Source organism: Vibrio sp. 10N.247.311.12, from assembly GCF_041467515.1.
In the GTDB taxonomy this organism is placed as follows: Bacteria; Pseudomonadota; Gammaproteobacteria; order Enterobacterales; family Vibrionaceae; genus Vibrio; species Vibrio crassostreae_C.
Genome location: NZ_JBFSUV010000004.1, coordinates 64,997 through 85,370, shown reverse-complemented (window position 1 = coordinate 85,370; position 20,374 = coordinate 64,997). Strand labels below are relative to the sequence as shown.

Annotated in this window: 18 protein-coding genes; 11 read left to right on the top strand and 7 right to left on the bottom strand. The window is 45.6% G+C overall.

The features are described 5' to 3' along the window. Positions 1–13: 13 nt before the first annotated feature. The 5 genes from AB6E30_RS03755 to AB6E30_RS03735 are packed head-to-tail and all read left to right on the top strand — an operon-like array spanning position 14 to position 4,247. Positions 14–892 (top strand): alkaline phosphatase family protein, encoded by an 879-nt coding sequence (locus AB6E30_RS03755; protein ID WP_372102645.1) that lies wholly within the window; start codon positions 14–16, stop codon positions 890–892. Further along, complete coding sequence (locus AB6E30_RS03750; RefSeq protein WP_372102643.1) at positions 889–1,782, top strand: ABC transporter permease; 894 nt, start codon at positions 889–891, stop codon at positions 1,780–1,782. The genes AB6E30_RS03755 and AB6E30_RS03750 overlap by 4 nt, the downstream gene beginning before the upstream one ends. Continuing rightward, positions 1,782–2,567, top strand: a complete 786-nt coding sequence (locus tag AB6E30_RS03745) for an ABC transporter permease (RefSeq protein WP_004732591.1) — start codon at positions 1,782–1,784, stop codon at positions 2,565–2,567. Before AB6E30_RS03750 ends, AB6E30_RS03745 begins: the two co-directional genes overlap by 1 nt. Then, positions 2,567–3,586 (top strand): ABC transporter ATP-binding protein, encoded by a 1,020-nt coding sequence (locus AB6E30_RS03740; RefSeq protein WP_372083245.1) that lies wholly within the window; start codon positions 2,567–2,569, stop codon positions 3,584–3,586. Before AB6E30_RS03745 ends, AB6E30_RS03740 begins: the two co-directional genes overlap by 1 nt. 1 nt (position 3,587) lies before the next feature. Then, the gene (locus AB6E30_RS03735; RefSeq protein ID WP_017091954.1) at positions 3,588–4,247 is read left to right on the top strand and encodes an HAD family phosphatase; all 660 of its coding nucleotides are present in this window, start codon (positions 3,588–3,590) and stop codon (positions 4,245–4,247) included. 75 nt (positions 4,248–4,322) lie between these two features. On the opposite strand, the gene AB6E30_RS03730 is transcribed toward AB6E30_RS03735, so the two are convergent. From AB6E30_RS03730 to AB6E30_RS03720, 3 genes are all read right to left on the bottom strand, one after another. Further along, a complete protein-coding gene (locus tag AB6E30_RS03730) occupies positions 4,323–4,988 on the bottom strand; it encodes a response regulator (RefSeq protein ID WP_010432275.1) in 666 nt (221 codons plus the stop codon). Beyond that, positions 4,985–6,355 carry an ATP-binding protein gene (locus AB6E30_RS03725; protein ID WP_017061238.1) on the bottom strand — a complete coding sequence of 457 codons (1,371 nt, stop codon included), beginning with the start codon at positions 6,353–6,355 and terminating at the stop codon, positions 4,985–4,987. The genes AB6E30_RS03730 and AB6E30_RS03725 overlap by 4 nt, the downstream gene beginning before the upstream one ends. Positions 6,356–6,643: 288 nt before the next feature. Beyond that, the gene (locus tag AB6E30_RS03720) at positions 6,644–6,889 is read right to left on the bottom strand and encodes a hypothetical protein (protein WP_017072318.1); all 246 of its coding nucleotides are present in this window, start codon (positions 6,887–6,889) and stop codon (positions 6,644–6,646) included. Between the two features lie 301 nt (positions 6,890–7,190). Between AB6E30_RS03720 and AB6E30_RS03715 the strand changes: the two genes are divergently transcribed. The 5 genes from AB6E30_RS03715 (at position 7,191) to maiA (ending at position 13,693) form a co-directional block, all read left to right on the top strand. Then, the gene (locus AB6E30_RS03715) at positions 7,191–9,239 is read left to right on the top strand and encodes a DUF3466 family protein (RefSeq protein ID WP_372102641.1); all 2,049 of its coding nucleotides are present in this window, start codon (positions 7,191–7,193) and stop codon (positions 9,237–9,239) included. A 437-nt stretch (positions 9,240–9,676) separates the two neighbouring features. Continuing rightward, entirely contained in the window at positions 9,677–10,750 is a 1,074-nt protein-coding gene (hppD, locus tag AB6E30_RS03710) for a 4-hydroxyphenylpyruvate dioxygenase (protein ID WP_372098834.1), read from the top strand. After that, positions 10,743–11,918, top strand: coding sequence for a homogentisate 1,2-dioxygenase (locus AB6E30_RS03705; RefSeq protein ID WP_372102639.1), 1,176 nt, complete (start codon positions 10,743–10,745; stop codon positions 11,916–11,918). The genes hppD and AB6E30_RS03705 overlap by 8 nt, the downstream gene beginning before the upstream one ends. Before the next feature lie 9 nt (positions 11,919–11,927). Continuing rightward, on the top strand, positions 11,928–12,965 hold the full coding sequence (locus AB6E30_RS03700; protein ID WP_372102637.1) for a fumarylacetoacetate hydrolase family protein: 1,038 nt from the start codon (positions 11,928–11,930) through the stop codon (positions 12,963–12,965). Between the two features lie 38 nt (positions 12,966–13,003). Continuing rightward, the gene (gene maiA, locus AB6E30_RS03695) at positions 13,004–13,693 is read left to right on the top strand and encodes a maleylacetoacetate isomerase (protein ID WP_372102635.1); all 690 of its coding nucleotides are present in this window, start codon (positions 13,004–13,006) and stop codon (positions 13,691–13,693) included. A 253-nt stretch (positions 13,694–13,946) separates the two neighbouring features. On the opposite strand, the gene AB6E30_RS03690 is transcribed toward maiA, so the two are convergent. The 4 genes from AB6E30_RS03690 to murQ are packed head-to-tail and all read right to left on the bottom strand — an operon-like array spanning position 13,947 to position 19,251. Next, entirely contained in the window at positions 13,947–14,939 is a 993-nt protein-coding gene (locus AB6E30_RS03690) for a hypothetical protein (protein WP_372102633.1), read from the bottom strand. 21 nt (positions 14,940–14,960) lie between these two features. Then, complete coding sequence (locus tag AB6E30_RS03685; RefSeq protein ID WP_372102675.1) at positions 14,961–16,856, bottom strand: glycoside hydrolase family 3 protein; 1,896 nt, start codon at positions 16,854–16,856, stop codon at positions 14,961–14,963. Positions 16,857–16,868: 12 nt separating this feature from the next. Next, on the bottom strand, positions 16,869–18,320 hold the full coding sequence (gene murP, locus AB6E30_RS03680; protein WP_017065117.1) for a PTS N-acetylmuramic acid transporter subunit IIBC: 1,452 nt from the start codon (positions 18,318–18,320) through the stop codon (positions 16,869–16,871). Positions 18,321–18,348: 28 nt separating this feature from the next. Beyond that, positions 18,349–19,251, bottom strand: coding sequence for an N-acetylmuramic acid 6-phosphate etherase (gene murQ, locus AB6E30_RS03675; protein ID WP_136982536.1), 903 nt, complete (start codon positions 19,249–19,251; stop codon positions 18,349–18,351). A 227-nt stretch (positions 19,252–19,478) separates the two neighbouring features. On the opposite strand from murQ, the gene AB6E30_RS03670 reads away from it, so the two are divergent. After that, positions 19,479–20,333: an SIS domain-containing protein gene (locus AB6E30_RS03670; RefSeq protein WP_017065115.1), complete on the top strand. Its 855-nt coding sequence runs from the start codon at positions 19,479–19,481 to the stop codon at positions 20,331–20,333. Positions 20,334–20,374 lie beyond the last annotated feature (41 nt).

Genomic DNA, 20,374 nt, shown 5'->3' with positions numbered 1-20,374 from the left:
TAGAGAATAGACCATGAGCAATAAGGTTATCCTTGTTGTTCTAGATGGACTGAACTATCAGGTAGCCCGTGATTGCATGGGCTACCTGAACGGTCTTCTAGAGCAAAGTGATATGTATGAGAAACAGGGCGATTTGCGTAATAAACAGAGCACTTCGCAGAGCACGCAAAAAAACAAGCTGCGCGCCACGCTTTACCCTGTGCAGTGTGAGCTGCCATCTATGTCACGTCCACTGTATGAGTGCATCCTGACCGGTGTTCGCCCTGTTGAGAGTGGCATCGTCAACAACCAAATCGTGCGTTTGTCGAATCACGAGTCGGTATTTAGCTTGGCGAAGTCGCAGAACAAAGTGACGGCAGCTGCGGCTTACCATTGGGTGAGCGAGTTATATAACCGAGCGCCATTTGATGCAGTACGTGACCGTTTCACCAACGATGAAACCATGAACATCCAACACGGTTGTTTCTACCACTGGGACCACTACCCAGATGAAGCCTTGTTCTTGGATGCTGAGCACCTGCGCGTCACTCATCAGCCTGATTTTTTGCTGATTCACCCAATGAACATTGACGACATGGGACATAAGCATGGGCTGGACTCTCGCCAGTATCGCAATAGTGCACGTGGCGCGGATATCTACCTGTCGAACTACCTTGAGAAATGGGTAGACGATGGTTATCAAGTGATCATCACCAGTGACCATGGCATGAACAATGACCTGTCTCATGGTGGCATTTTGCCTGAAGAGCGCGAAGTACCTTTCTTTGTGATTGGTGATAAGTTCACACACCAAGAATGTTCAGTGAAACAGACCGACATCTGCGGCAGCGTTTGTCAGTTACTCAACCTTGAACACGATAAATCTTACACTCAGGAATTGTTGGCCCTATGAGCAGTTCTGTAATCATGCAGAGCGATGGCTCTGCGCTTAAACCCAAAACCAAATCTTTGTTTCAACGCTTCAAGCCCGCTTTGTGGCTTGCGCCTTTCGCGCTGTTTTTCTATCTTTTCCAACTGGCACCTATGGTTTGGGTGCTGATCAACAGCTTCTTCTATGACGACGAACTCTCTCTCGAAAACTATTCTGAAATATTCGATTCTGCTTTCATGATGCAGGCTTTTGGCAACAGTTTATGGTTGTCGATTTGGTCGAGCATTGTTGGCTTGGCGATTGCAACTCTGTTGGTCTCTTCATTGCGCCGTGTTGATTCTAAAATCCGCGATGCGGTGATCGCGTTTACCAATATGAGCAGCAACTTCTCTGGTGTGCCTCTGTCGTTCGCATTCATCATCATCTTGGGCACCAATGGTGCGATTACCTTATTGCTCAAGCAGTATGGATTGCTGGGTGATTTCGACCTTTACGGCAAGTGGGGCTTGCTGGCGATTTACATCTACTTCCAGATCCCATTGGCGGTGTTGTTGCTCTATCCAGCGTTTGATGCTCTGAGTGACGACTGGCAAGCCGCTTCGGCACTGCTTGGCGCGAAAACTTGGCAATACTGGACCAAAATCGCGCTGCCTGTGTTATCTCCGGCTTTGTTCGGCACCTTTATCATCTTGATTGCTAACGCGATTGGCGCCTACGCAAGTGTGTATGCGTTGACCTCGGGCAACTACAACGTGATTACGATTCGTATCGCGAGCTTGGTATCGGGCGACTTGTTCTTAGAACCAAACCTAGCTGCGGCAATTTCAGTGATTCTGATGGCGATGCTGGCCTTCATCACCGTGATTAACCAATGGCTGATCAGCAAAAGCTACGCAGGGAAGAGAAAGTAATGAACACCGTCAATACTCGTTTTCATAAAACGGTTGTCTATTCGATTGTCGGCATCATGATGATCCCGATCTTAGCGACCTTTATTTACTCGATCTCTTCTCGTTGGGGCGCAACGATCCTGCCGGATGGCTTCACGTTAGATTGGTATATCAACCTGCTGACCGATCCTCGCTTCTTACAAGCTTTTGGTCGTTCACTGTTTATCTGTGTGGCAGCACTGTCATTGAGTGTGGTGTTGGTCTTGCCTGCGATTTTCGTGGTGTTTTACTATTTCCCGAAACTCGACAAGGTGATGAATATCCTGATCTTATTGCCATTCGCTGTGCCACCCGTGGTGTCGTCGGTTGGCTTGCTTCAGCTATATGCCGATAGTGAAATTTCCTTGATAGGCACACCGTGGATCTTGATTGGTACTTACTTCACCATCGCGTTGCCATTCATGTATCGCGCGATTGCCAACAGCTTTGAAGCGATTAACCTGCACGATTTGATGGACGCGGCACACCTGCTCGGTGCAAGCACCACCAAGGCGTTCTTGTTGATTATTCTGCCAAACCTTAAGAAAGGCTTAATGGCGTCGCTGTTCTTGTCGTTCTCGTTCCTATTGGGCGAGTTCGTGTTTGCCAATATCTTGGTGGGTACACGTTACGAGACACTGCAAATCTACCTATACAACATGCGTCAAACCAGCGGCCACTTCACGTCAGCCCTTGTGATGACGTACTTCCTGTTTATTTTCTTACTGACTTGGTTGGCAAGTCGTTTCAGCCAGGGAACAAAATAATGAGCTATGTAAATGCAAAAAACCTCACCAAGAGCTTTGGTGACAACACGGTGTTTGAAGATATTGAATTTTCCATCGAGAAGGGCGAATTCATTACTCTGCTTGGCCCAAGTGGCTGTGGTAAATCGACTCTACTGCGCAGCTTGGCTGGCCTGAATCCTGTTGATGGTGGCGAGATCTGGGTCAACGGTGAAGAGATTACTCACCAAGTGCCGCAACAACGTGGCATCGGCATGGTGTTTCAATCTTATGCGCTGTTCCCGAACATGACGGTTGAAGGCAATATTGCGTTTGGCCTCAAGATGAAAAAGCTTGCTGCTGACGAGATTAAACGTGAAGTCGCGAAAGTGATTGGGCTGGTGGAATTAACGGGCAAAGAGAAGTTCTACCCGCATCAGTTATCGGGCGGTCAGCGTCAGCGTGTCGCCTTGGCAAGAGCCTTGGTAGTGAAGCCGCGTATTCTGCTACTTGATGAGCCGCTTTCGGCGCTGGATGCGAAGATCCGTAAACACCTACGCCAACAGATCCGAGACATTCAAAAAGAGATGAATCTGACCACGATCTTCGTGACTCATGATCAGGAAGAAGCGATGATCATGTCTGACCGTATCTTCTTGATGAACAAAGGCGAGATCGTACAAGCGGGGACACCCGAAGAGATCTACACTCAACCTGCCAATGAATTTGTGGCTGGGTTCATGGGACACTACAATCTGGTGCAAGCGAACAAAGCCAAGCAACTTTTCAATATTGAAACAGAATGGAAAGTGGCGATTCGACCTGAATCTATCTACGTGAAAGAGCAAGGCCGACAATATGGCGAACATATCTCTGCGCCGAAAACGGGCACCATTCGTAACCACCAGCTCTTGGGCAACGTGATTCGCTACCAGGTAGATGTCGATGAATGTGAATTAACCGTCGATCTATTGAACCGTTCCTCTGAACGACTGTTGGCAAACGGCAGCCAACTTGAACTCCTGTTTAACCTTAACGAAATTCAACCAGTGAGAGCCTAAGATGTTCAAACCTTTGTATGTATTTGATATGGATGAAACGCTGATCAATGCCGATGCAGCGATGCTCTGGAATGAGTTCTTGGTTGAAAAGGGCATTGCCACAGCGCCCAACTTTATTGAAGAAGATAAGCGCTTAATGGGCTTGTATTCGGAAGGCAAACTGAACATGGAAGATTACCTCACGTTTTCCATGCAGCCTTTGGCCGATATGCCAACAGAGCAAGTCACCGCATTGGTGGAAGAGTGTGTTGAACAGCATATTTTGCCTAAGCAGTTCAAACAGTCGAAACCTTTGATTGAGCAGCTTGAGAATGATGATATCGACATGTTGATCATCTCAGCCAGCGTCACTTTCCTAGTAGAAGCGGTCGGCCGCAAGATTGGTATCGAGAACGCCCTCGGTATTGATTTGATTGAAAACCAAGGTCGTTTCACGTCTCAAATATCAGGCGTTCCAAGCTACCGTGAAGGCAAAGTGACGCGTTTGAAAGAGTGGTTAGACAATCAAGAAACTAACTACTCAGACATTCACTTTTATACCGATTCAATCAACGACTTACCTTTGTGTGAACACGCTGATTTTGCTTACCTAGTAAACCCATGTCCGCGTTTGAAAGCGTTAGCCGATCAACCGAATTGGTCGATTCTCAACTGGGATTAACGCTGATCCCATCTTTGAATTATGTTCGCTTTAGAACGAAAAAAGCCGCTGATGAAAGCGGCTTTTTGATTCGTATTATTCTATTTCTAGTTTGTAACCTATCCCGTAAATGGATTTGATGTAGTCACATTTTTCATTTATCGAGACCATTTTTTTGCGTAAGTTTTTAATATGGCTATCGATAGTGCGATCACTGACCACTCTTCTATCGTCGTAGATTTTATCAATCAATTGATCGCGACTATAAATGCGGCCAACATTTTGATAGAGAAGGTGCAAAAGCCGAAACTCAGCTGGCGTTAAACTTAGCTTAATACCACATAGGACAGCGGTCATACTCAATTCATCAATATCAATGGCGTTCGTTGCTGACGTGGCTTGGGGCTTGTTGGAACGGCGCAAAATATTTTTCACCCTCACAACCACTTCTCTCGGGCTGTACGGCTTACATATATAATCATCTGCACCCAGTTCAAGCCCAACGAGTCGATCAATCTCTTCGACCTTGGCTGTCGCCATAACCACTGGGATGTCACTGAACGTTCTCAGCTCTCGATAAATATCCAACCCGTCTCGATTGGGTAGCATGAGGTCGAGAATAATGAGTTTAGGCGATGCTTGCTTTACCCAGTCAATGACAAGGTTACCATCGATAATATGATGACTTTCAAGGCCAGAGTGCTCTAAGTACTCACACAGTACACTTGCTAATGCAGGCTCATCTTCGACGACTAAAATCACGATTTTATTTCCTTTGGTAACGCTATGATGATTCGTAGTCCACCCAATTCTGAGTGGTCGGCAGTAATGTGTCCTTGGTGCGCTTCAACGATATTTTTACAGATAGATAAGCCAAGCCCAGAACCGCCACTTGAGCGACTGCGCGATTTATCAACGCGGTAAAGCCTCTCAAACAAACGCGGAAGTGATGCATCAGGTACACCTGGATCACTGTCTTCAACGTTGATAATAATACTATCACTAATGTCGGTAACATCTATCGATACATGCCCATTATCGCTAGTGTATCGTGCGCTATTTTCCAACAGATTCACAAACAGTTGTGTCAGTAATCTCTCATCACACGAGGTAAACAGTGGGGCTGAATGGTCATAGTGCTTTGTTAATGTGATGTTTTTTTGTTCTAAACGGATCGAGTTTTGAACGATCACAGAATCAATCAGTTTATGTATATCAACGTTGTTTTTAACATTGAGGTTAAATCCGATGTCATACAGGGAGAGTTGGTGAAGATCCTCAACGAGTTGACCCAACGTGATGATTTGTTGATGTAACGAGTCGATGTATTTTGGTTCAGGTGATCGAATACCGTCTTGTAGCGCCTCTAGTTCACTTCTAAGCACGGTGATAGGCGTTCTAAGTTCATGTGAAATATCTGATAACCACTGTTCTCTAAGTGTTTTCTGTTTTCTTAGTGTCTCGACAACACCGTTGAATATTCCGATGAGATCGGACAATTCATCATTGCCGCTTTTTTTAATGTAGAAATCGAGATCGCCATTTTCGATAGATTTGGCACCTTTCGACAAAGCACGCAATGGTTTCAAAAATCGCCTAACAAGAAACAAAGAGATAAGGAATGAAAGCAACACGGTAATCGATGCGATAGTGCTTACATGCGTCGTTTGTTGTTTGAAAAAGCTTTCTGCTAAAGGCCCTGATATTTCATCCATCTGGACGATGGAGATATACCCAATAACTTGATCATCCAGTGTTATTTCGACTAGCGCTTGATGCTGACCATCTTCAAGGTGATGTAGGTTTTCAGGCGGTCCAATTATGGCTCGCCCGTCTTGATCTAAAATGTTGAGTCGTTGCCAAATAGGTTGAAGGCCTGGCGCTTCCGGCTCTCTTAATGGTGGTGGCGATGGGTGTCTGTCACGAGGATGTGGTCGTGAGGGGCCGCCAATGCTACTGGCGATTAAATGTGGTTCACGCTCTAGCCGCCTCCATTTTTCGGAAGGTGAGTAATATTGCTTTAAGTTATTGGCGAGTTCTTGAGCTAGGGCAATCTCATTATTATTTGTGAAATCTTGGAGCCCTCTTTGAAAACTGGAGTTAATAAAATAGGTCAGTACAAAGAGCATGGTCACGCACACCATTAGTATTGAAACAAACAGTTTGGTGAAAATTGATATGCGCACGTTCTCTCCAGAAATTAAAGTGAATTAAGACGATAGAGTGAGTTAAGACAATAAAATGAGATAAACCAATATTAGCCCTCGATCGTGTGGGAAATATGGACATTGATTTCTTTATTCATCTTAGGCCATGTATAAGCACTCTTTTGTTAGAAATGAATAGCGAGCTGACAGGGTGCTATACCCCATCAGCTCGCATTGAATTATCACTATTTTAGGATAACCCTCTAACCATTATTGACGTCTTGGTGGTGGTGGCGGAACTTCCTCTTCCGATAGACCACCGCTTCCATCTGCGTCTAGTTTATCAAAGTCATCGGCGAGTGGACCTCTGAGCTCTTCTAATTGTAATTCGCCATCACCGTTTGCATCCATTTCTTCAAAGCTTGGCATTTCTCTTGGGCCTTCACGGCTTTCAGCACACGCTTGAAGCGCGAATGTCGATGTCAGTAAAAGTAATGCTGTCGTGATTTTGTTCATAATTTAATTCCTATTCGTAACCAAATATAAGTGTATTTCTTTGACGCAAATAGGTTAGCGATCAAATTAGCAGAGAAAATGGATAAATCTAGGAGATGAAAGTTAGCGTTTAACTTTAATAGGGCATCAGATCATCAGCCCATCAAGTCAGGTTGTTTAAACCTCCATTGTTTCTACATAGTTTCCACATTTTCTATTTTTATCCTAGTCCACTATTGAACTCATGAATTTAATGCCTTTAGCAATAAAGGCAGAAAGCTATCGTTGGTATTGAAATGGATTATTTTTTAGGAGCCGTAGAATGAAGGCAATGGTAAAAAAATCAGTCGTTGTCTCTTCTACGTTGTTGGTTGCTTCTTATAGTAACGCTGCTCTTTATAGGGTGGTTTTGGATGAATCACCAGTAGAAACTGAATCGGTGTATGGGGTCGCAGTTGAACCAGAGCTTGGTACAACGGATTGCTTTAGTACCAGTTGTGGTGACACCGACTACGCATTCGCAGGGGAAGCTCAAAATGCAGAACCAGGTTTTTCCTTTAAAGAGGAGGTCCCCTTTGGTATCGATAACACGTTCTACTATTTGGATTATGACGATATCTATAGCTACTGCACGAGCGAACTTGGCTACGCGACTTGTGAAGCTTGGAGTTCTTTATTGTGGTATGGCGATGATGATGCGGGCATTGGAGGCTTGAAAAATGAGCGTGATGCGTATTACGGGCTGAGCTATCAGACCAATTCCACGGCTTTTTATGATTCTTCTTCGCTAAGCGAGATCCCAGATGTTGGCAGCAACCCACCTGATGTGAGCAGTTATAGTTATTCCTTTGTTGATGGAACAGAGGAGAAGGTGATCACTAAAGTTGACGAGAATGGTTTTGTTCTTGGTAACACCAGCAGTGGTTACTACAGTTATAACAACCAATATATTCAGTTGTATAGGCAGCGTGGTTACTACGATACAGGCACTGAATTTACGGTTCTCCAACCTGAAGCCGATACCAGCATTACGATCAGCGATGCTGACGGCGAAGCGAATATAATCTCCCAAATGGGAAGAACGATGGCTTTTGACTCTTTCAGTTATGGAGGGGAAAGCTATGTGGTCGGAAGCGCGTCCGTTGCGACTTTTTATTACAGTGATGGATACAAAGATTATGACTCTCCGTACACATCCGACAGTGATGCTGAGGATCTAGATAATTGTATCGATGAAGATATTGAGCCTGCTTTATATCCAGAGTGTCAGAACTTTGCTTTTGCTAATCGAGCTTTTGTCTGGAATATAACCGATGCGAATGGTCCCAATGATGATGGAAACCGTTTTGCAGTATCCGATTGGGAAACCAGTTCGACCTATTACTCTTACAACGATGATGAAGCTTCAGCACAAGCGAGTGTGAGGGCTGCAACGATTTCGTCTAGAGGGACATATAGCTCTTATCCTGTTTTAGTTGGTTACAATACGGAACTAGATGATTCAGATAACTTTCTTATGCAGGCTGCTGTGTTTAGGCCAAGCAGTACGTCAAATTTCAGCGTTTCGGAAAATGCTTGGACGACTACATTTATCGCTAATGCGACGGTAGAAGTGAGTGATTCATACATTCACAGTAATTCTGTCGCAACAGACATTAATGAAAACATGATGGTTATTGGTTATGCAAAAAGAGATGGTGATTATCCGTCGGATCGTGTGTCTGATAATCGTATGTTCGTCGCTGATGCGAATGACACAACGCCAACAGCCACATTCTTCGCAAGTTTAGGTGAAGACATTTTCTTTGACAGTGCAGAGGGAAAAGCAAGTGAGATCAACAGCTACAATGAAATCGTTGGCTATGTTGACGCCGAAACTCACGCTGAAGTAGACGGACATGAAAGAAGGCATCGCGGCTTCATTTTCCCTTATAACGACACTGGTACCGATGCTGATAGACGTGCAAGATATAATGATCAAGCTTGGTGGTTAGACGACCTAACTAACGGTGGTGACGACAGTGATGCCAACAACCACTTTAGAATATTGGACGCAACCGACATTAATGACGCGGGTGTTATCTCAGGGACGGCAATACAATGTTTTGCGAGTGAAAGTAGCTCCTCTTCTATGGCTTATGATTCAACCGCACACTTTGCTTATTGTAATGATGGAGTAGGTGACGAGAGGGTGGTGGCTGTAAAACTTATCCCGATATCTGGAGCAACAAGTGAAGACATTGCTGAAAGAAGTGATGATAGCGCTGAAGATGTTGAACGTAGTGGTGCCGGTACCGGGCTATTGGTGCTTATCAGTTTAATGTCCGTGCTTTCAGTTCGCTTGAAAAAGTCTCGTTCTGTGATTGCCTAAATTGATGACGTGCTCACGAGAGAAACAACCTCTATTTGACCGTCAACCATTAAAGTAATGGGTTAGGTTTGATACTTCGTCCCATAAGAATACCGCTGGGATATGAAGCTTTTTAAAAGAGCATCACCTGTTTTGTGATGCTCTTTTTACGTTCAACATACACTTATCTCTTTCTGCTTTAGCCAAAAAAATCACTTGTAACAATTAAGTAACATCTCTTGCTTTGCTGTAAATCAAACCACCACTCTTCAATCCCTTGATAGCACTCACTTTCCTGTTGTGAGGGTTTGTGTGTAACAATTATTTTACAATTTGACGGGTTTTTAGCGTTATTGCCCATTTCCTTCGATGCATTCCAATCTTTCCGCTTGTGGGCCAAATTTAATTAAGGACAAAAAACACGTAATACAAAACCAATAGGTACAAGGAGAAAGTTCATGGTGGATACATACAACCCGCTTGGCACGGATGGATTCGAGTTTGTTGAATACACGGCCGTTGACCACAAGGGAATTGAGCAACTTAAAGCACTGTTTGTGTCACTTGGTTTTGCTGAGGTCGCCAAGCATCGCTCAAAAGAGGCTTGGCTGTATCGACAAGGTGATATCAATTTTATCGTCAATGAACAGCCTCACAGCCAAGCGGAAGCGTTCGCTAAAGTTCACGGCCCATCGGTGTGTGGCATGGCGTTTCGTGTCAACGAAGCAACAGCTGCAATGGAGCAAGCGTTTAAGGGTGGCGGTGAAGAGTACAAGACAGAAATAGGGCCGATGGAGCTTAGCATTCCTGCCATTTACGGCATCGGTGAAAGCCTGCTCTATTTTGTGGATCGCTACGGCAAGCAGAGCATCTACGACGTTGATTTCCGATTCTATGATGACGCGCAAGAGCGCATGGCGAAAGCCGACGTAGGCCTTTATGAGATCGATCACCTCACGCACAACGTGAAACAAGGCAATATGGATCTGTGGTCTGGTTTTTATGAGCGTATCGGTAACTTTCGTGAGATTCGCTACTTCGACATTGAAGGTAAGCTGACAGGCCTTGTGAGCCGTGCCATGACCTCACCATGTGGCAAGATCCGTATTCCAATCAATGAGTCTTCAGATGACAAATCACAAATTGAAGAGTTCATTCGTGAATACAACGGCGAAGGTATCCAACACATCGCGCTTGCTACGGATGACATCTACAAAACGGTGAAAACCCTGCGTGATCGCGGCATGGACTTTATGCCAACCCCAGATACCTACTATGAGAAAGTTGACGATCGTGTAAAAGGCCACCGGGAAGATACCGATCTGTTGCGTGACCTACGCGTTCTGATTGATGGTGCGCCGACCAAAGACGGCATCTTGCTGCAAATTTTCACACAGACGGTAATCGGGCCTGTGTTCTTTGAAATCATTCAGCGTAAAGGTAATGAAGGCTTTGGCGAAGGTAACTTCAAAGCGCTGTTTGAATCGATTGAAGAGGACCAGATTCGTCGAGGAGTATTAGACGATGCATAAATGGATCTCGTTTCCTCATCGGGAGGGGGTGTGTTCTAAACAAGCGCATGCCGACTTCCCTGAAGAGGCAATCTATGAGCGAGAGGCGGGTCGAAGTGGTTTCTTCGGCCCTGCCGCTCACTTCCATCACCAACATGCCCCAACAGGTTGGTCGGAGTGGGAAGGTGATTTACGCCCTCGCGCTTTTGATTTTACGCTGGTGGAAAAAGCCAGCCAGATAACCCCTTGGGCTGTGCCTCATCTTTTGCATAACGCGGACTGCAAAATCCGTGTATGGCGCATGGATGAGAAGATGGATTTCTTGGTACGTAACTCCGATGGCGATGAGCTACTGTTCATTCACCAAGGCAGGGCAGATCTCTATTGCGACTATGGCCATTTAGAAGTGAGTGAAGGGGATTACGTGATGATCCCGCGCTCAACCAATTGGCGCTTGGAGCCAAGGGAGCCGATGTTCATCTTGATGATAGAGAACACAGACGCGGCTTACTCCCTGCCAGAGAAAGGCATGGTCGGCAATCACGCGGTGTTTGATCCGGCGGTTCTTGATATCCCGTCGATCAACGACCAGTTTCGCGCTCAGTACTCCGAAGAACAAACCCAAGTTCAGGTGAAACGCCACGACAAAGTCAGTGTGATCACCTATCCGTTCAATCCATTGGATGCAATTGGCTGGCATGGCGACTTAGCCGTGGTCAAAGTGAATTGGCGTGATATTAGACCGTTGATGTCACATCGCTACCATTTGCCACCGTCTGCACACACGACCTTTGTTGGCGCAGGCTTTGTGGTGTGCACCTTTGTACCACGCCCGATTGAGAGCGACCCAGGTGCATTGAAAGTGCCGTTTTACCATAACAATGACGACTACGACGAAGTACTCTTCTATCACGCTGGTGACTTCTTCAGCCGCGATAACATTGAAGCGGGCATGGTGACCTTCCACCCTGCAGGCTTCACGCATGGGCCTCACCCAAAAGCCTTTAAGGCAGGGCAAGCGTATAAGAAAAAGTTCACTGATGAAGTCGCGGTGATGATCGATACTCGCCACGCGCTGCAGTTCTCTGATGAACTCGATAGCGTTGAGAACAAAGAATATGTCTACAGTTGGCAAGACACGGGTTTGCAAGAGACAGGTTCTCAAACCATGGCTGACGATAAGAAGTAAGGGACAAGGATGAAATTAGCAACCAAGAAAAATGGCACTCGCGACGGTCTATTGATGGTCGTAAGTAAAGATCTTAAACAATGTGTAGCTGCCACCGAAATTTTCCATGCGATGCATCTAGCGCCAACCATGCAGGTAGCATTGGATAACTGGGACAGCGTGGCTTCTCAGTTACAAGAGTTATACACCTCGTTAAACAACGGGCATGTGACTGGCAGTGAAGTGTTTGCATCTCAGTATTGTGAATCACCTCTGCCACGCGCATATCAATGGGCGGATGGCAGTGCTTATGTAAACCATGTTGAACTGGTGCGTAAGGCGCGTGGTGCTGAAATGCCAGAAAGCTTCTGGGTTGATCCATTAATGTATCAAGGCGGCTCAGATGCGTTTATCGGCCCTTGTGACAATATCGAATTTGCCAGCGACGAGTGGGGCATCGATTTCGAAGGTGAGGTTGCGATTGTCACCGGTGATGTGCCTATGGGCGCTAGTGCTAAGCAGGCGCATGATTCGATTCGTCTGCTGATGTTAGTGAATGATGTGTCGCTGCGCGGCTTAATTCCGGCAGAGCTCGCCAAGGGCTTTGGCTTCTTCCAATCTAAGCCTTCTTCGGCGTTCTCTCCGGTTGCGGTAACACCTGATGAGCTTGGCGAGCAATGGAAAGGCAGTAAGGTACATTTACCGTTGATATCGACCTACAACGACCAGCCTTTTGGTTGTCCGAATGCCGGTGTAGATATGACTTTCAATTTTGCCGAACTAGTTGTGCATGCAGCTAAAACTCGACCATTATCGGCAGGCGCGATCATAGGTTCAGGCACGGTATCGAATAAGCAAGGCACTGACCACGGCACCTCAATTGCCGAGGGCGGCGTGGGCTATTCATGCATTGCCGAGGTGCGCATGATTGAGACGATTCGCGATGGCAAACCTTCGACTCAATTCATGTCGTTTGGCGACTCGATTCGCCTAGAGATGTTTGATACGGCGGGTGATTCCATTTTTGGTGCGATTGACCAAAAAGTTAGCCAATATCGAGCGTTATAGCCCATATTATAAAGATTCAGCTCGAGCGAGATCATTGTATGAATCAGAACATGACACTTTATGGTTACTGGCGCTCTTCGGCCGCCTATCGGGTGCGTATTGGATTGAACCTAAAGCAACTCAACTATGAGTCTAAATCGGTGCATTTGGTGCGTAATGGCGGCGAGCAGCATGATCCACAATATCGCGAGCTCAATGCCAGTGAATTAGTGCCGGTGCTGGTGGATGGTGAAGTTAAACTCAATCAGTCGCTGACTATTTTGCAATACTTGGATGAAAGATATTTATGTGAGAGCAGCCCAGACTCCTTGTTGATTCCCGAGCAAACACCATTGCGCTATCAAGCGTTGGCAATGGCGCAGGATATTGCGATAGAAATTCACCCTCTCAATAACCTTCGTGTGTTGCAGTATTTGGAGCGAGAGTTGTCGTGTGAGCAAGAGGCGAAAATAGACTGGCTTCACTATTGGATGAGCCAAGGTTTTTCGGCATTAGAAGAGAAGCTTTCTAAGCATCGTCAAACATACGCTGATTCAGTTTATAGCCTCACCGATTCACCATGCATTGTCGATATTTGCTTGGTGCCACAGGTGTATAATGCGCTGCGCTTTGGCGTTGATATGTCGCCTTATCCGCTGATTAACTCAATTGTCGAAGCGTGCAATCAGTTACCTGCTTTTATTGAGGCGATGCCAGAGAATCAAGCGGATGCGAATGATTCCATGTAGATTCACTGATGTAAACGCAAATACTTTTCCCTGACGCTACCAAAACCGTTTTTGGACTATTCTGTTCTAGCCTGATTGCTCATTTAGCAATATACGAATATCTTCACGTATTGGAAAGTCGCTTGATTGAGTGTGCAGTTTTATTGGTGCAGATTAGTATCAATGAAACGGGAGAAGTCATGATCATTAGTATACCAACCGGAGAACGCGCCTCCGGTTGGTATGTTGTTACATCGAAAATATAATCAAGCTGTTACCACTTATACTTCCAACCCGCTTGAGCTAGATAGAATTTCTGGCTGTTGTCTGAACCACTGGTTAGGCCCGCAGACTTAGACTCATCCCACTTGGTTTCTTCGTAAGCCATACCTAGCCACAACGTTGATTTAGGGCTCAGTTTATAGTCGATATTCAAACCTAAACGCAGCCCGTCGTCTGTCTCATTGACGACGTTGTAGTTGTTTGACGCATCATAGATTTTCTCGTTGATGAAGTAGCGGAAATAAGGCATCACGCTCCATTTGTCATTAATTTTAGTTGGGAAGTACCCACGAATCTGGTTTTGTTCCCAGTTCTTGTTTTGGTCGTTATCCCAAGTCCAATCGGTGTATAGGTAGACTTTTGCTGTGAAACTATCACTGTGTTTATACGCAAAACCATGCTCCGCTTCCCACTCGTAATCGTTCTCTCCTACGAAGCGATCATAGTAGTAAAACGCATCCCAGTAAGAGAATGAGAGTTTATCGGTGATCTTAAACTCACCACTAGGCATTATCCAGTACAGGTTGTGGCTGCCACGAGCATCTGTTCCCGGTGCAGAGTCGTTAGATTCTTTTCGGTATGTAGCGTTCAGATTAAAGACCACATCATCGTTGCGAACTAAGTTACGAGTCGCACCAATCTGAGTACGGTTTCGTTGAAACGAGTTATCTGTGTTATTTAGATCCTCAGTGATCGAACGGCGCGCCACTTTATGTTCAAGAAAATAGCTCCATTTGGAGTTAGGGCTATTAATGAATAGCTGTGCGACTGGGGTGAGTTTGTCTATCACTGCATTGCCATCAGGGTCTCTGTGCCCTTCAAACTTTTCCATTTCCATGTAAATGTTCGACGCAACGTTCCACTCAGAGGTAAAGTTTTGGGTTAGCTCTTCCGTTTCAACTTTTACGGCGTTGTCTTCAGTCGCAAGCGCGAGACTAGGTAGAAGCAGTGCTAGTAGGGTAGCTCCAGACTTTTTATTTATCATTTTTATTATTCCTAGGACGAATTATTGGTAGTTCACTGAATGGCCGAATGGGTAAATAACGTCACCGTTGTCATTTTTTACATCTACTGGAAGAGTTCCTGTTGGTGCGTTCAGAGGCAGTCCCGTTTGAGGGTTTAAAAACAAGGTGCGAATACCAGAGCTAATGTTTGCTTCAAGTGAATTGCGGTCATTGTTGGTCACGTCGAACCCTGTGATACCGTAAATAGCGATGTTCGCTTGTACACCGTCTACATGGGCAATGTCGTAAGGATTACGCGTTGAAATCATCACCAGTTTTTTGCCTTCAGCGTTCGCGATATCTACGATTTTCTGAGCATTTGCCGCGTGGCCTATTAGGTTGTATGTCGACATGATAATCAGATCGGACTTTACAATGGTGCTACGAAGCTCATTTTCATTTAAGTTATCTTCCATTAATGCCGCTTTCTGCTCGCTAATGAACATTGGGTGATTACCTGTCTCTTGTTTCACAACGTTCAGGTACTTGGTTACAAGTGCATTGCGGCTATCTTCATCAGAAATAACTAGGATATTGCTGGCTTCACTTGGATCGACAGGCAATACATTATTTTGGTTTTCAATAAGCGTGATTGATGCATCAGCGACCTTTTTCTCTTCAAGTTTGTTCGCTTCAGAGCCTACTGAGTCGATGGCAAACTGTTTGTCTGTGGTTTGGTAAATCAGACCCATTTGAAGCTTTTTCTTTATAACGCGAGTTGCGGCTTCTTTCATACGCTCAAGGAACTCTGGATTGGTTTCCATTTTGTCTTCTAGGTAGACAAATAGGCTTTCCAACTGTTTGATTTCATCTCGGTTGGTAATTTGAAGCGGCATCAAAGCAATATCAGCACCGGCGTAAAGTGAAGCGTGAACTGCGTAGTTGCGATCAAAGTTGTCAGCGATGGCCCCCATATCGAGCGCATCGGTCACAATTAGCCCATCAAAGCCAATTTTGTCACGTAAAACCCCAGTCAAAATAGGTTTGGAGAACGTTGCAGGGATTAGCATTTCTTTGTCACTTAAGGTCGCTTGGATCATAGTGTCATCCACGCTTGGTAGCGTCACGTGCGCTGACATTATGGAATCGGTACCGTGCTCAATCGCGTACTTAAATGGAGCGAGGTCGATCGCTTCCCACTCTTCTCGTGAGTAGCTGACTTCTGGTAAATCGTAGTGTGAATCGACGCTCACGTTGCCATGCCCAGGAAAGTGCTTCAGTGCACTGATCACGCCAGCTTCATGAATACCATCCATGTAGGCGGTAGACATTTCATTGATCACATCAACATTGCTGCTGTACGAGCGCACACCAATGATCGGGTTGTTCTGGTTCACATTGACATCAACCACAGGGCCGAAGTTGTAGTTAATGCCTAAAGCGGACAGCTCTGAGCCGTGAATCTTGCCAGCAACGTAAGCATTGTTCGCGTCACCAGAGGCAGCTAGCGCCATGTTTCCTGGCATCTCTGTGCCATTCTGCAATCGAGTGACGTAACCGCCTTCTTGGTCAGTCGCGATGAGAAGAGGTAGGTTACTGCTCGCCTCTTGCAAGGCATCAGTGAACTCGACGATTTGATTCGAATTCACTAGATTTTGGCGAAATAGAATTACACCGCCGATATGGTAGTCGGTGATCATCGAGCTTATGTCATGGTTAATTCGAGTTACAGGGATCTCTTCATCGGTGTATGGGTCTTTGCCCCACGAGCGAAAATCCATCATCAATGTTTGACCGATTAACTCTCTGTTATTCATCGTACTTACGACGCTTTCAGCGTATTTTTCTGGTTGTTGCTGGTACTGCTCTAGGTCTTGATTACTGAATTTATTCATGCCACTCGAACAACCCACAACAGACAATACTACTGTACTCAAAATGATCTTATTCAATTTCATCACTGCTTTTACCTAAGTTAAATCAACGTTTTTGGAACCAAACATGTACGTAGCAAAGAAACCCACGACATACGAAATAAGAAGACCAATAACAAACACCGCCATCCCTGCAAAAATACCGCTGTTGGAAGTCATTAATGGCACAGCGACGATACCCGATGGGCCAAACACTGTATTTAAACCGACTGGCATCCCTAAGTAAGAGACCAATCCAATAAAGAACCCGCCTGCTGCACCGCCAATACAAGCGGTAACAAACGGTTTTACTCGTGGAAGTGTGACGCCGTAAATCAGCGGCTCACCTATACCCAACAAACCAGGCACAATAGCCCCTTTGACTTGAGTGCGAAGAAGAGAGTCTTTTTGGGCTTTGAAGTACAACGCCATTGACGCGCCGACCTGACCGCCACCCGCCATCGCCAAGATTGGGAACAGAGAGTTAAAGCCTTGCGCTTCCATAAGTGCAAAATAGACAGGAACAAACCCTTGGTGAATACCAAACACGACAGAGATAAGAAATAGGCCAGCCAGTAAAGCGGCACCAAATGGGTTGTCGTTTAAGTTAAGGAATAACCAAGACATGCCTTTGAACAACTCGCCACCAATCGGCATGATCAACAAGTAGGTGACCGCGCCCATAATGAGAAGCGTGACGACAGACGTTAGGATCATATCGAGGTCATCGGGCATGTATTTTCGAACCAGTTTCTCTACGTAAGCACCGGTGATTGCCGCGAGTAATACCCCAATGATGTTGCCACGCGGGTCGATAGAGAATCCGAAAAACTCATTCATCCCTGAGTAGACGCCGGACGTGGCGGTTGGGTCATATCCCAAGACGAACAGTGAAGCCAGAATCGCCCCGTTAACGCCAGAGCCGCCAAAGGCTTGCTGGGCGTTATAGCCAATCAGAATGCTCAAAAAGGCAAAAAGGCCGGTACCAAATACTTTCATGTAGGCAACAAGGTCTAACAGCGACTTGCTTGGTTCTTGATCGATAATGTAGGTCTGCTCAAGTAAGGTTGCAAAACCAAGCAACAGACCCGCCGCGATAAAGCCAGGGATTAAGGGGGTAAAGATGGTAGCGAACTTACTAAGAAATCGCTGTACTCCACTGGTTTGCTTGCTCTTCATTTGCTTTTTTTGTTCAGCCGCAACCGTAGACAAATCTTCCTCTGCATTAGTTTGTTTTACGGTCGCTTCAGGCTGCTCAAGCATCAAGCTGTTCATCAGCTCAGAAGCTTGTTGCGCTTTACCTGGCCCAAGAATGATCTGAAGTTGTTCGTCACTCTCTACCACACCCAGAACGCCTGGGGTTTTCTTGATGGTATCCAGAGACGCTTGATTGATGTCTACGAGGGCTAAACGTAAGCGGGTCATGCAGTTCCCACATTTACGAATGTTGCCACTGCCGCCAACGGCCAACAGTAAAGCTTCAATCATGGTAGGCGTTATTTTTGCCATTTGAATTACCTTTTATAACTGAATTTAATTATTCGTCGGCGAGTGCAGTTCGGATGAAACCACCGCTTTTATTGAGTCGTGCACAGGCTTCTTCGGCGCTGATGCCAGCCAAAATCATGAGAATTGCGGTTTTGCAGTTGTTATTACAAGCGTTAAGCGCATATTCAGCGTGTTTGCTGTCAACTCCGGTTGCTTCAATAACAATGTTGATTTGACGTTGGACGAGTTTGGCGTTGGTCGCCTCTACATCAACCATCAAATTTCCAAACACTTTCCCACTGCGGATCATGGCGCCGCTGGTCAACTTATTGAGAACCAATTTCTGAGCGGTACCGGCCTTCATTCTTGATGACCCAGTCACCACTTCAGGGCCGACAACTGGAGTAATCGCAATGTCTTCGGAATTTGCCATTGGAGATCCGGGGTTACATGAAATTGACACAGTGGTCGCTCCGATGAATCGAGCATAGGTGAGGCCACCCAACACATATGGAGTTCGACCGCTCGCGGCTATTCCGACGACTACGTCTGACTCTGTTAGCGCCAACGATTTTAAATCTGCTTGTGCGAGCGCAGGATCATCTTCCGCGTTCTCTACAGCTTTTAAGATGGCTTGGTGCCCGCCAGCAATAACGCCAATGACTTGTTCAGGGCTCGTGCCATAAGTCGGTGGGCATTCGCTTGCATCTAAAATGCCTAAGCGCCCAGAAGTGCCAGCGCCGATGTAGATTAATCGGCCACCTTTTGCAAAAGCACTTGTGATCGCGTCAACGGCTTTTGCAATGTGAGGAAGGACTTCTTCTACGGCTAACGCAACACGTTGGTCTTCTTTGTTGATGACGGCTAGCATGTCAATTGTTGATAGCTTATCAATGTCTGCGCTTGCAGGATTGCGGCTCTCTGTAACCAAACGGTTCAAATCGATCTTCATTACTTGTTCTCTTACCCAATACAAACTGAGGGCGATACTAAAGAATAAAATATTCCGTTTGAGTGATAAAAATCACAGTTAGAGTTATTCTGAAGTGGTGATTTAGGTGGAATAATTGTGATAAATTTATACTAAATCCCAGGCATTCCGACTTAATTGGCGGTTTGAACTGAATATTAATTATTCCTCATTGGGAATATTTTATTCTAAAATAATCGAGGTGAAATGTGTCAGTCGTGAATAAAATTGTCAGCCGTCGTACTCAGCTCTCTGCCAATGCGAGAAAAATTGCGGATTGGATAACATCAAATGTGGAACAGGCAGCCTCATTGACAAGCCAAGAACTGGCGCAAGCGACCAACGTGAGTCAATCAAGTATCGTGAAATTTACGCAGCGAATTGGTTTTAAAGGCTACAGTGAATTCAAGTTAGCGCTGACGGAGGATATAGGTCGAAAGCACGCCATTCAAACCACCCCACTGCACAGTAATATTCTGGCCGATGACCCATTCAGCGTTATTTCTCAAAAGCTTGTGCAAGAAAAAACCGATGCGATGATCCAGACAACCAATGCGCTGTCACTTGATACCTGCACGGAAGCTATTCGACTGTTAGATGGTGCCAATAGAGTGCAAGTCGTGGGTATTGGAGGCTCAGCACTCACGGCAAAAGAGTTTAGCTTTAAATTGCTGAAATTAGGCATTACCGCTTTAGCAGAACAAGACAGTCACGTTCAGATAGCGATAGCCCGTACGCTTACCCCGCAAGATGTCCAAGTTGTTATTTCGTTTTCAGGGGAAAGAAAAGATGTGTTAATCGCCGCAGAAACAGCAAAGGAGCAAGGTGTTAAGGTCATCGCTCTTACCTCCGCTCGTAAAAGTAAACTTCGAAGCATCGCGGATTTATCCTTTGATACGATTGCTGATGAAAGCCAATACCGAAGTTCATCGATAGCATCCCGAACAGCTCAAAACATTATTACTGATTTGCTGTTCATTGCATTAGTGAAGCAAAGAGATGAATCAGCAAGACAGCTTATTGATGACATCAACTCAGATATTCGTCAGGTTTCGCATAGATAACTGGTTACTTTACTTTCTTCTAGTTTGGATTTTTTGAGATA